11 protein-coding genes are annotated in these 12,410 nt (G+C 60.3%); 8 read left to right on the top strand and 3 right to left on the bottom strand.

What is annotated here, in order from left to right:
• Positions 1–56 precede the first annotated feature (56 nt).
• Both KSS97_RS10715 and KSS97_RS10710 read left to right on the top strand, forming a co-directional pair.
• Positions 57–458 carry a MerR family transcriptional regulator gene (locus KSS97_RS10715; RefSeq protein ID WP_030140075.1) on the top strand — a complete coding sequence of 134 codons (402 nt, stop codon included), beginning with the start codon at positions 57–59 and terminating at the stop codon, positions 456–458.
• Between the two features lie 140 nt (positions 459–598).
• Positions 599–1,498 (top strand): hydroxymethylglutaryl-CoA lyase, encoded by a 900-nt coding sequence (locus KSS97_RS10710; protein ID WP_217861607.1) that lies wholly within the window; start codon positions 599–601, stop codon positions 1,496–1,498.
• A gap of 369 nt (positions 1,499–1,867) precedes the next feature.
• On the opposite strand, the gene KSS97_RS10705 is transcribed toward KSS97_RS10710, so the two are convergent.
• Together KSS97_RS10705 and KSS97_RS10700 are read right to left on the bottom strand one after the other, a co-directional pair.
• Positions 1,868–2,092 carry a hypothetical protein gene (locus KSS97_RS10705; RefSeq protein ID WP_217861606.1) on the bottom strand — a complete coding sequence of 75 codons (225 nt, stop codon included), beginning with the start codon at positions 2,090–2,092 and terminating at the stop codon, positions 1,868–1,870.
• Between the two features lie 71 nt (positions 2,093–2,163).
• Positions 2,164–3,861, bottom strand: a complete 1,698-nt coding sequence (locus KSS97_RS10700; protein WP_217861605.1) for an AMP-binding protein — start codon at positions 3,859–3,861, stop codon at positions 2,164–2,166.
• Between the two features lie 187 nt (positions 3,862–4,048).
• Between KSS97_RS10700 and KSS97_RS10695 the strand changes: the two genes are divergently transcribed.
• Genes KSS97_RS10695 through KSS97_RS10680 form a run of 4 tightly spaced genes read left to right on the top strand, consistent with a single transcriptional unit; the run spans position 4,049 to position 9,610 of the window.
• On the top strand, positions 4,049–5,212 hold the full coding sequence (locus tag KSS97_RS10695; protein ID WP_030140072.1) for an isovaleryl-CoA dehydrogenase: 1,164 nt from the start codon (positions 4,049–4,051) through the stop codon (positions 5,210–5,212).
• Between the two features lie 11 nt (positions 5,213–5,223).
• Positions 5,224–6,831, top strand: coding sequence for a carboxyl transferase domain-containing protein (locus KSS97_RS10690; protein WP_198798256.1), 1,608 nt, complete (start codon positions 5,224–5,226; stop codon positions 6,829–6,831).
• Between the two features lie 14 nt (positions 6,832–6,845).
• Positions 6,846–7,664, top strand: a complete 819-nt coding sequence (locus KSS97_RS10685) for a gamma-carboxygeranoyl-CoA hydratase (RefSeq protein ID WP_030140070.1) — start codon at positions 6,846–6,848, stop codon at positions 7,662–7,664.
• Positions 7,661–9,610, top strand: coding sequence for an acetyl-CoA carboxylase biotin carboxylase subunit (locus KSS97_RS10680; protein ID WP_217861604.1), 1,950 nt, complete (start codon positions 7,661–7,663; stop codon positions 9,608–9,610). Before KSS97_RS10685 ends, KSS97_RS10680 begins: the two co-directional genes overlap by 4 nt.
• Before the next feature lie 30 nt (positions 9,611–9,640).
• Here the strand turns inward: KSS97_RS10680 and KSS97_RS10675 are convergent, their stop codons facing one another.
• Positions 9,641–10,288, bottom strand: coding sequence for a LexA family protein (locus KSS97_RS10675; protein WP_030140068.1), 648 nt, complete (start codon positions 10,286–10,288; stop codon positions 9,641–9,643).
• Between the two features lie 128 nt (positions 10,289–10,416).
• On the opposite strand from KSS97_RS10675, the gene KSS97_RS10670 reads away from it, so the two are divergent.
• Both KSS97_RS10670 and KSS97_RS10665 read left to right on the top strand, forming a co-directional pair.
• Positions 10,417–10,758, top strand: a complete 342-nt coding sequence (locus tag KSS97_RS10670) for a DUF6124 family protein (RefSeq protein WP_030140067.1) — start codon at positions 10,417–10,419, stop codon at positions 10,756–10,758.
• A 494-nt stretch (positions 10,759–11,252) separates the two neighbouring features.
• On the top strand, positions 11,253–12,404 hold the full coding sequence (locus tag KSS97_RS10665) for a M14 family metallopeptidase (RefSeq protein WP_217861603.1): 1,152 nt from the start codon (positions 11,253–11,255) through the stop codon (positions 12,402–12,404).
• Positions 12,405–12,410: the final 6 nt, after the last annotated feature.

Raw genomic sequence — 12,410 nt, 5'->3', positions numbered from 1 at the left:
GTGAACGTCAACCTGCCTTTAGCTTAGCGCCAACCTCTTTCGTTTCGAGCGCTTCCATGAGCAGCCAGACCTACAGCATCTCCGACCTCGCCCGCGAATTGGATATCACCACCCGCGCCATCCGCTTCTACGAAGAACAGGGCCTGTTGAGCCCGGAGCGCCGTGGCCAGGAGCGTGTCTACTCACCGCGGGACAAGGTCAGCCTGAAACTGATCCTGCGTGGCAAGCGCATTGGTTTTTCCCTCGCCGAGTGCCGCGAGCTGATCGAACTGTACGACCCCAGCAGCGGCAACCAGAAACAACTCCACAGCATGCTGGCGAAAATCGCCGAGCGCCGTGAGCAGCTCGAACAGCAGCTATTGGATATCGAACAGATGAAGCTGGAGCTGGACACCGCCGAGGAACGCTGCATCCAGGCGCTGGAACAGACGATCAAGGGCGAGGAAATCGTCCAGTAACAAGCGATTCCATTGTGGGAGCGGGCTTGCTCGCGAAGGGGCCCGAACAGTCAATATCGATGTCGACTGACACTCCGTCTTCGCGAGCAAGCCCGCTCCCACAAAAGGAGCCGTGTTCCCCACTACTACAGGTCAACCCCATGTCCCTCCCCTCCTTTGTACGCCTGATCGAAGTCGGCCCGCGCGATGGCCTGCAGAATGAATCGCACCCCATCAGCGTCGCCGACAAGGTACGCCTGGTAGATGCACTGAGCGCTGCCGGCCTCGGTTACATCGAAGTCGGCAGCTTTGTCTCGCCTAAATGGGTGCCGCAGATGGCCGGCTCGGCCGAAGTCTTCGCGCAAATCCAGCGCAAGCCCGGCGTGACGTATGGCGCCTTGGCGCCGAACCTGAGGGGTTTTGAAGACGCGCTGGCAGCAGGCGTGAAAGAGGTCGCGGTGTTCGCCGCCGCGTCCGAAGCGTTTTCCCAGCGCAACATCAATTGCACCATCAAGGAAAGCCTGGAGCGCTTCGCCCCGATCATGGAGGCGGCGACGCGCAATGGTGTCAGCGTGCGTGGCTACGTATCGTGCGTGCTGGGTTGCCCTTACGAAGGCGACGTCAAGCCTGAGCAAGTGGCCTGGGTCGCCCGGGAGCTGTACGCAATGGGCTGCTATGAAGTGTCCCTGGGCGACACCATCGGCACCGGTACCGCCGGCGCGACGCGCAGGATGTTCGAGGTGGTGAGCGCCGACGTCCCTCGGGACAAACTTGCGGGACATTTCCACGACACCTACGGCCAGGCCCTGGCCAACGTCTACGCCAGCCTTCTGGAGGGCATCGCCGTGTTCGACAGTTCCATCGCAGGCCTGGGTGGCTGTCCTTATGCCAAGGGTGCCAGCGGTAACGTCGCGACTGAAGACGTGCTGTACCTGCTCAATGGCCTCGCCATCGAGACCGGCATCGACCTGGACGCGCTCATCGCCGCGGGCCGGCAGATTTGTGACGTGCTCGGCCGTCCGACCGGTTCGCGCGTTGCGAAGGCGCGGCTGGCGCAGTGAGGTGTTACCGCCCCCGTTTGTAACGGGGGTGAAACGAGTAACACGGAAACAATTTGTCAGGGTTTCGCGGGATGGATTTTCCGACAAAAAACTCAACCGATTGATTTATATGGATTTTTTAAAGTTGGCACGGCACCTGCTATATCTCTTGCACAACAAAAATAAAAAAAAGCGACAAACCCAATAAAAACAAGACGAAACGACTCTGACATAACAAAAACAACACGGCAGAGACGCAGCTAACAGATTTTTTTGGAGAAGATGTGCTTTTCAGGGTGCTTCCAGGAGCAACCCGCAACCGGGCAGAGAACAATAAAACTACCTTCAGGTAGCTCCCGAATCGGTTGGATCGCCAGGCGAAAAAGCAGATCAGCGCTCAAAAAAATACGTTTGCTCTTGATCCCGGATGGGGATCGCCAAAAACAGCGGTAAAGGGCCACGGCTGCCAAAAACAACAACAGGCCGCCCCTCAATAATAAAAAAAGAGCACGCGACGACAAAATTAAAGGGGAGCTTCGGCTCCCCTTTGTGCTTTCCAGGATTTGGTTTTTGTGGGAGCTGGCTTGCTCGCGAAGACGGCGTCACCGTCGACATCTATCTCGCCTGGAACACCGCTTTCGTCGGATCGCCGCCCGGAGCAGGCTCGCTCCCACGGGGAATCTTGCTCAGCCTTCGTTACCGCGCAGTTCTTCCATGCTGATTTCACGCATGCGAAATTTCTGGATCTTGCCGGTGACCGTCATCGGAAAATCTTCGACGAACTTGAAATGACGCGGCGTCTTGAAGTGGGCGATGCGCTCCTTGCACCAGGCCTGCAGTTCCTGCTCGGTGGCGCTGTGGCCGGGATGGAATTTGACCCAGGCGACGATCTCCTCGCCATAACGCGGGCACGGAATACCGATCACTTGCACATCGGCCACCGCGGGGTGGGTGAAGAAGAACTCTTCCAGCTCCCGGGGATAAACATTCTCTCCGCCGCGGATGATCATGTCCTTGTTACGTCCGACGATGCGCGCGTAGCCCTGCTCGTCCATGGTCGCGAGGTCGCCGGTGTGCATCCAGCCTTGCGGATCGATGGCATCGGCGGTGCCCTTGGGGTTGTTCCAATAGCCGAGCATCACGCTATAGCCGCGCGTGCACAGTTCGCCGATGGTCCCGCGCGGGACGATATCGCCCGCCGCGTCGATGATCTTGCTTTCGAGTTGCGGCTGGGTCCGCCCGACGGTGGTCACGCGCAATTCCAGCTCATCCGTGGGACCGGTCTGCAACGACACCGGGCTGGTTTCGGTCATGCCGTAGGCAATCTGCACTTCAGCCATGTGCATCTCGCTGATGACTCGGCGCATCACCTCGATGGGGCAAGTGGCTCCGGCCATGATTCCGGTGCGCAGGCTGGACAGGTCGAAATCCCCTCGCTGTGGCTGGTCGAGCATGGCGATGAACATGGTGGGGACGCCATACAACGCCGTGGCTTTTTCCTCGGCCACGGTGCGCAGGGTCAGCAAGGAGTCGAAGGCATCGTTGGGGTAGATCATGGTGCTGGCGTGCGTCACGCACCCCAAGTTGCCCATGACCATACCGAAGCAGTGATACAACGGCACCGGGATCACCAGCCGATCATCAACGCTCAGGCCCAGGCTTTCGCCGACCATGTAGCCGTTGTTGAGGATGTTGTAATGGCTGAGGGTCGCACCCTTGGGAAATCCGGTGGTGCCTGAGGTGTACTGGATATTTACCGGCTGATCGAAATGCAGGCTCCCCTGGCGTTCAGTCAGTTGCCCTGGCGACACCGCTGCACCGAGGGCAGCCATCTGCGACCAAGGTAAAAATCCCGAAGGCGGCTGCGAATCGAGGCTGATCACCCCGCGCAGGTCCGGCAGGCGCTCGCTTCGCAATTGTCCGATCGATTGCTCTGCCAGCTCTGGTACCAACGCTTGCAACATGGCGTGGTAATCCGAGGTCTTGAACGACCCCGCGCACACCAGCCACTGGCAACCGGATTGCTTGAGCACGTACTCCAATTCAGAGGCGCGATACGCCGGATTGATATTGACCAGGATCACGCCGATCTTCGCACTGGCAAACTGACTGATGCACCACTCGGCGCAATTCGGCGCCCAGATGCCCAAGCGATCGCCAACCTGCAAGCCCAGCGCCAGGAACGCCCGAGCGTGCAGATCGACCGCTTCGGCCAGTTCTCGCCAGCTGTAGCGCAGCGACTGGTGGCGAACCACCAACGCCTCGCCGTCAGGGAATTCGGCGACAGTCTGGTCAAACGCCTGGCCGATCGTCTGCGCGAGCAAGGCCTTGGCCTGGGAGCCGCAGGTGTAGCTGAGTTGCGGGTGAGAACCGGGTTGATCCATGACGCGCCCTCTTGTTTTTATTAATGGATGTATCGGTGAATCTCATGCAAGAGCGGCCTTACTCTCGCCCAAGTTGACGTTAACGTAAAGAGCGATTGACAGCCATTCGTCACAAGCTTACGTTAACGTAAAGGTGAGAGCCGCCACGCCGCTCCCCACACCCGACAAAAAATCCAAAAGGTGCCCCATGAGCTACCCATCCCTGAATTTTGCCCTCGGCGAAACCATCGACATGTTGCGCGACCAGGTGCAGTCCTTCGTCAAGGCAGAGCTGGCGCCTCGGGCCGCACAGATCGACATCGACAATCTGTTCCCCGCCGACATGTGGCGCAAGTTCGGTGACATGGGCCTGCTGGGCATCACCGTCCCCGAAGAATATGGCGGCGCCGGCCTGGGCTATCTGGCCCATGTCGTCACCATGGAAGAAATCAGCCGCGGCTCGGCCTCGGTCGCCCTCTCCTACGGCGCCCACTCCAACCTGTGCGTCAACCAGATCAACCGCAACGGCACCCATGAGCAGAAGAGCAAGTACCTGCCCAAGCTGATCAGCGGCGAGCATATCGGCGCCCTCGCCATGAGCGAACCGAACGCCGGCTCCGATGTGGTTTCGATGAAGCTTCGGGCCGACAAGCGTGGCGACCACTACGTGCTCAACGGCAGCAAGACCTGGATTACCAACGGTCCTGACGCGAACACCTACGTGATCTACGCCAAGACCGACCTGGAAAAAGGCGCCCACGGCATCACTGCGTTCATCGTCGAGCGCGATTGGAAAGGTTTCAGCCGCAGCAACAAATTCGACAAGCTCGGCATGCGCGGCTCGAACACGTGCGAGTTGTTTTTCGATGACGTCGAAGTGCCTGAGGAAAATATCCTCGGCGTGCTCAACGGCGGCGTGAAAGTGTTGATGAGCGGCCTCGACTATGAGCGCGTGGTCTTGTCCGGCGGACCGACCGGCATCATGCAGGCGTGCATGGACCTGATCGTCCCGTACATCCACGACCGCAAGCAGTTCGGCCAGAGCATCGGCGAATTCCAGCTGATCCAGGGCAAAGTCGCCGACATGTACACCCAGCTCAACGCCAGTCGCGCCTATCTGTACGCAGTGGCGCAGGCGTGCGAGCGCGGCGAAACCACCCGCAAGGACGCCGCCGGGGTGATCCTCTACAGCGCCGAGCGCGCCACGCAAATGGCCCTTGATGCCATCCAGATCCTGGGCGGCAACGGCTACATCAACGAATTCCCGGCTGGCCGTCTCCTGCGTGACGCCAAGCTGTACGAAATCGGTGCCGGCACCAGTGAGATCCGTCGCATGTTGATTGGCCGCGAACTGTTCAACGAAACCCGCTAACGGAGCTGACCATGGCCACGCTGCATACTCAGCTCAACGCTCGCTCACCGGAGTTCATCGCCAACCGCGATGCGATGCTCGGACAAGTCGAGGCCTTGCGCACCTTGCTCGCTCATGTCCAGCAAGGCGGCGGACCCAAGGCCCAGGAGCGGCATACATCGCGAGGCAAACTGCTGCCGCGCGAGCGCATCAATCGTTTGCTGGACCCAGGCTCGCCGTTCTTGGAAATCAGTCCGCTGGCGGCTTACGAAGTCTATGGAGAAGACGTCCCGGCAGCCGGTGTGATCGCCGGCATCGGTCGCGTGGAAGGTATCGAGTGCATGATCGTCGCCAACGACGCGACGGTCAAAGGCGGCTCGTATTATCCGCTGACCGTGAAAAAACACCTGCGCGCCCAGGCCATCGCCCAACAGAACCGCCTTCCTTGTATCTACCTGGTGGATTCCGGTGGCGCCAACCTGCCACGCCAGGACGAAGTGTTTCCCGACCGTGAGCACTTTGGCCGGATCTTTTTCAACCAGGCCAACATGAGTGCCCAGGGTATTCCGCAGATTGCCGTAGTCATGGGCTCCTGCACCGCCGGTGGCGCGTATGTGCCGGCGATGGCGGACGAGGCAATCATGGTTCGCCAGCAGGCGACGATCTTCCTCGCCGGCCCGCCGTTGGTAAAAGCCGCCACCGGCGAAGTGGTCAGCGCCGAGGACTTGGGCGGCGCCGATGTGCACTGCAAGATCTCCGGCGTGGCTGACCATTACGCCGACAGCGATGAACACGCCCTGGCATTGACCCGCCGCAGCGTCGCCAACCTCAACTGGCGCAAACTCGGCGAGCTGCAGCAGCGTGCACCCATCGCCCCGCTGTACTCGGGCGACGAACTGTACGGTGTGGTTTCGGCCGACGCCAAACAGCCGTTCGACGTGCGGGAAGTCATCGCACGCCTCGTCGACGGCTCGGTATTCGATGAATTCAAGGCGCTCTTCGGAACGACGCTGGTGTGCGGCTTCGCCCATCTGCACGGTTACCCGATCGCCATCCTCGCCAACAACGGCATCCTGTTCGCCGAGGCCGCGCAGAAAGGCGCGCACTTTATCGAACTGGCGTGCCAGCGTGGGATTCCCCTGCTGTTCCTGCAAAACATCACCGGTTTCATGGTCGGCCAGAAATACGAAGCCGGCGGCATCGCCAAGCATGGTGCGAAACTGGTCACTGCCGTGGCTTGCGCACGAGTACCGAAGTTCACCGTAATCATCGGAGGCAGTTTCGGCGCGGGCAATTACGGCATGTGCGGTCGCGCCTACGATCCACGGTTCCTGTGGATGTGGCCGAATGCCCGGATCGGCGTGATGGGCGCCGAACAAGCCGCCGGCGTGTTGGTGCAGGTCAAGCGCGAACAGGCCGAACGCGGCGGACAGCCGTTCAGCGCCAGCCAGGAAGCCGAGATCAAGCAACCGATTCTCGACCAGTACGAAGAACAGGGGCACCCCTATTATTCCAGCGCGCGGCTGTGGGACGACGGCGTCATCGACCCGGCGCAGACCCGCGACGTATTGGGCCTGGCCTTGTCCGCGTCGCTGAACGCGCCCATCGAATCGAGCCGCTTCGGCGTGTTCAGGATGTAATCGGGAAAATGCCCATGACTCAGTACAACACCCTCGAACTGCACACCGACCCACGCGGCTTTGCCACTTTGTGGCTCAGCCGCGAGTCAAAGAACAACGCGTTCAACGCCGAGATGATCCGCGAGCTGATCCTCGCCCTGGACGAGGTCGGCAGCGATCCGACCTTGCGTTTCCTGTTGCTCCGTGGCCGTGGCAAACACTTCAGCGCCGGCGCCGACCTGGCCTGGATGCAACAGTCCGCCGAGCTCGACTACCACACCAACCTCGACGACGCCCGGGAACTGGCGGAGCTGATGTACAACCTTGCCAAACTGAAGATTCCTACATTGGCTGTGGTCCAAGGTGCCGCGTTTGGCGGTGCACTGGGCCTGATCAGCGCCTGTGACATGGCCATCGGCGCCGACGAAGCGCAGTTTTGCCTGTCGGAAGTGCGGATTGGCCTGGCGCCTGCGGTGATCAGCCCGTTCGTGGTGCAGGCCATTGGCGAACGCGCGGCGCGGCGCTACGCCCTGACTGCGGAGCGTTTCAGCGGACAACGTGCGAAAGAGATTGGTTTGCTGTCGGAAAGTTACCCGGCCGAGGCGTTGGACGATCAACTCGGGCATTGGATCGACAACCTGCTGCTCAACAGTCCGGCGGCCATGCGCGCGAGCAAGGAATTGCTCCGTGAGGTCGGCAACGGTGCACTCACCCCGGCGTTGCGGCGCTACACCGAGAACGCCATCGCCCGGATACGCGTCAGCCCCGAAGGCCAGGAGGGCTTGCGGGCTTTCCTGCAAAAGCGGCCGCCGAACTGGCAAGCCGAGTCACATAACAAGGAGCCGCGTCGATGAGCGCCCCTGCCCTCACCTCTCTACTGGTGGCCAACCGCGGTGAAATCGCTTGCCGTGTCATGCGCACCGCCAAGGCCATGGGCCTGGCCACTGTCGCCGTGCACAGCGCCACGGACCGTAACGCGCGTCATTGTCGGGAAGCCGATATCTGCGTCGACCTGGGCGGCAGCAAGGCCGCCGACAGTTACCTGCAAATCGACAAATTGATCGCCGCGGCCCAGGCCAGCGGTGCCCAGGCGATTCATCCTGGCTACGGTTTCCTTTCCGAGAACGCAGGGTTCGCCAGGGCCATCGAAAAAGCCGGGCTGATCTTCCTGGGCCCTCCCGCCTCGGCCATCGACGCCATGGGCAGCAAATCCGCCGCCAAGGCCTTGATGGAAACCGCTGGCGTGCCGTTGGTGCCGGGCTATCACGGTGAAGCCCAGGACCTGGAAACCTTCCGCGCCGCCGCCGAACGCATTGGTTACCCGGTGTTGCTCAAGGCAACCGCGGGCGGCGGCGGCAAAGGTATGAAAGTCGTGGAAGACGTCAGCCAACTGGCCGAAGCCTTGGCTTCCGCGCAGCGTGAGGCGCAATCGTCGTTCGGCGATGCGCGCATGCTGGTGGAGAAATACCTGCTCAAGCCACGCCACGTGGAAATCCAGGTGTTCGCCGACCAACATGGCAACTGCCTGTACCTCAACGAGCGGGATTGCTCGATCCAGCGTCGGCACCAGAAGGTCGTCGAGGAAGCGCCTGCGCCGGGCCTCAGCCCGCAATTACGCCAGGCGATGGGCGAAGCCGCGGTGCGTGCGGCCCAGGCGATCGGCTATGTCGGCGCGGGCACGGTAGAGTTTTTGCTGGACTCGCGGGGTGAGTTTTTCTTCATGGAGATGAACACCCGGCTGCAGGTCGAGCATCCGGTCACTGAAGCGATCACCGGACTGGACCTGGTCGCCTGGCAGATCCGCGTCGCCCTCGGCGAGCCGCTGCCCATCACGCAAGAGCAAGTACCGCTGCGGGGACATGCCATCGAAGTACGGCTCTATGCCGAAGACCCGGCCAATGATTTTCTCCCCGCCACCGGACGCCTGGCGTTGTACCGCGAATCCGCTGCAGGCGAAGGGCGGCGGGTCGACAGCGGCGTTGAAGAAGGTGACGAGATTTCGTCTTTCTACGACCCGATGCTTGGCAAGCTGATCGCCTGGGGCGAGAACCGCGAGCAGGCCCGTTTGCGCCTGTTGGCGATGCTCGACGAGTTCGCCATCGGCGGCCTGAAGACCAATATCGGATTCCTTCGGCGCATCGTCGGTCACCCGGCGTTTGCCGCTGCGGCACTGGACACTGGATTTATCCCACGTTACCAGGCGCAACTGCTGCCCGAGCCAGGCGAATTGGATGACGACTTCTGGCACGCGGCCGCCCAGGCCTTCGCCTTGAGCCTCAAGCCGCACGTCCGCGCCGATGACGCGAATTCTCCCTGGAGCAACACCGGTGGGCTGCGCCTCGGACTGCCACGGGAAATCACCCTGCATCTGAGCTGTGAAGGTCAGGACCGCGCGGTGACGTTGGACAGTGCCTCCCTTTGTGCCGAGCTCAAGGGCGAGCACCTGGTGATCGAGCGTAATGGCGTGCGTCGCGGCCACCGCGTGATTCGCCAGGGCGACAGCCTCTACCTGCAATGGCAGGGTGATCTGCATCACGTCGAGTCATACGACCCGTTGGCCGCCGCCGACGCCAGTCACAACCCTCATGGCAGCCTGGTTGCGCCCATGAACGGCAGCATTGTTCGGGTGTTGGTAAGTGCCGGCCAGACGGTGGAAGCCGGAGCACAGCTCGTTGTGCTGGAGGCGATGAAAATGGAGCACAGCATCCGTGCGCCCAAGGCCGGCGTGGTCACGGCGCTGTATTGCCAGGAAGGTGAAATGGTCAGCGAGGGCAGCGTACTGGTGGCGCTGGAAGAATAGGCATCGGCCCGTTGTCCGGGCCGATCCGGTTCAGAACCTGATGGTTGCCTGCACGACCACGCCGATGATTCGGCATTGCTCGGTGTACAAGCTTTTCGGGTAAGTAGGATTGAGCGGAACCAGGTAAAGCTGACCGCTCTCTTCAATCAGTTTGCGAAAGGTCGCATCGCTGCTGCCAGGCAGTTGGGCGATCACCAGTTTACCGGGCACCGCCTCGATCGCCGGATCAACCAGGATCGACATGCCCTCGGGGATACTGAGCCCGCTCGGCGCGGTCATCGCATCCCCCACCACCACCAGCCAGAACGCATCTCCCTGGGCGTGGTAGTCCGTCAACTCATAGCGCGACGGTCCGTAGTCAGCGAGATCGCCTTCACGAACAGTGCCGATGTCGTGCCATTCGCTGATCGGGTAGCGGAAGTACGGGTTGTACTTCTGCGCCAGGGCCATGCCCTCGTCCGTGGAGGTGTCCGGCTCGCGGATCACCATGGCCACTTCGAGAAACTCGAGCCCCAGTTCCTTCAGCACCCGGTTCATGTCTTCAAGACTGGGCTGTCTGCGCTTGGTCAGCCAATGGCCGATACCGCCCTGTGACATCCCCAAACGCTCTGCAAGCACCACTTGCGTGATGTGCAGCTCCTTCATCTTGGCCTTGACCAACTCTATCCATTTATCCATGAGCGGCACGATACGTGGATGACCACGCCCATCAAAACACAAATTGTAGTATTTAAATTGTCGTCACAATTACGCTGCGTACTAAGCTGGGAGCACAGGATTTCATCTCACACGGAGTAACTCGACACATGGACACGCCCAACAAACACGAACCCGTCACTTCCCTGGACCCGGCATTCCCATCGTTTCAGGATTGCCCGGCGGCCCAACGCGCCTTGGATTACTACTTGAAACCAGGTGTTGCAACAGCCCAGGCCGAGCAGCGCTTTTTCGACGTGAACCGTAACATCAGCGGCGAAGAAGCCTTGGTCCATGCTTGCGACCTGCTGCGCTGCGCTGCGGCCACTGCCCACGAATCTGCCAATAGACTGAACGGTTCGAACCGTGACCTGGCATTTTCTGTCGTGCACATGATTGATCTGGTCAAGGTCATGCTCGACCGATCCCTTGACGGCTACCCCACTCGCTAAGCGTTGCGCGCAGAATGGAGCCACGAATGCGGGCCACGGGAAAAAATTTTCCAACCGATGCGATAAAATCATTTGACTTGCAAATGATAATGATTATTATTGCAACAACTGATCGCGAGATCGGTCGATAGGCCAGGAGACCTTAGGTCGGACTTCTGGCATATCTCCTCATCAGGCTAATCACGGTTTTTGACCCGGCTTTTTGCCGGGTCTTTTTTTTGCCGATTTTCGGCTTATGGCTTCAGGCTAATGAAGTCTTTTGGAGGGTGTTGATCTCAATGTTGGCGATGATAGCAAATGCCCATCCGCCTGCAGAAGTCCCTGCGCCATCCCGCTGACAAACCCGCGACAGGCAGCACTTGAGAATCGGCCAGCGAGACTCTACTCTGCTTCAGCGTCCAGGGAGGGCGCCCCCTCTTGTCATCGATGCAAATCGTCCCGATTTACCCCGCCTTGCGTGTAAAGTAACGGCACAAAAATCCTCTGCAGGAACCGTGACCGTGGCTAAATCCTCCTTCGATATCAGCGCCAGTTTCGACAGTGGCAACATTGAAGTCGTAGACATCAGCAACCCCTTGCAATCGCTGTTGAAGATTCGGCCTGACACCCGCAGCGCGCATTTCCAGTGGTTCCACTTCAAGGCCAGCGGCTTGCACGTCGGCCAGGAATATTCCTTTCGCCTGCTCAACGCCAGCCAGTCTTCCTATAACAAGGCCTGGACCGGCTATCAGGCAGTCGCGTCCTACGACCACGTCAACTGGTTCCGTATTCCTACGCAATTCGAAGGCGATGCCCTGCGCTTTCATCTGGAAGCCGAACAGCCTCACGCCTGGTTCGCCTATTTCGAACCCTACAGCCGGGGCCGTCATGACTGGCTGATCGAGCAAGCGCAGCACAAGGCCGGTACCGAACTGTTGGCTACCGGCAAGAGCGTCGAAGGCCGTGACATTCCATTGCTGCGCAAGGGCAGCGGTGCCGAGGGACACCGAAAGATCTGGATCATTGCGCAGCAGCATCCCGGCGAGCACATGGCCGAATGGTTCATGGAGGGGGTCATCGAACGCCTCCAGCACCAGGACGACGCCCAACTGAACCGCTTGCTCGCCAAGGCTGATTTGTACCTGGTCCCCAACATGAATCCGGATGGCGCGTTCCACGGGCATCTGCGCACGAACGCGATGGGGCAGGACCTGAACCGGGCTTGGCAGAATGCCAACCCGGAAATCAGCCCCGAGGTATTTTTCGTACAACAGCAGATGGAAAAATATGGCGTCGACCTGTTCCTCGACATTCACGGCGAAGAAGAAATCCCCCACGTCTTCACCGCCGGTTGCGAAGGCAATCCGGGATACACGCCACGGATTGCCGATCTCGAAGAGCGTTTTCGCAGCCACCTCAAACACCAGACCAAGGACTTCCAGACGACCTATGGCTACACACGTGACGAACCAGGCCAGGCCAACATGACCCTCGCCTGCAACGCCGTCGGCCAGAAATACGACTGCCTGTCCCTGACCCTGGAAATGCCATTCAAGGACCACAACGACCACCCTAACCCACACACGGGCTGGTCCGGCAAACGCTCGATGCAACTGGGCAAGGATGTGTTGAGCACCATTGAGGCGATGGTCGACGAGTTGCGCTGAGGTCAC

This window comes from Pseudomonas alvandae, assembly GCF_019141525.1.
Classification (GTDB): domain Bacteria; phylum Pseudomonadota; class Gammaproteobacteria; order Pseudomonadales; family Pseudomonadaceae; genus Aquipseudomonas; species Aquipseudomonas alvandae.
Note: the sequence above shows the minus strand (reverse complement) of the source record. Positions and strands in the feature narration are given on the sequence as shown.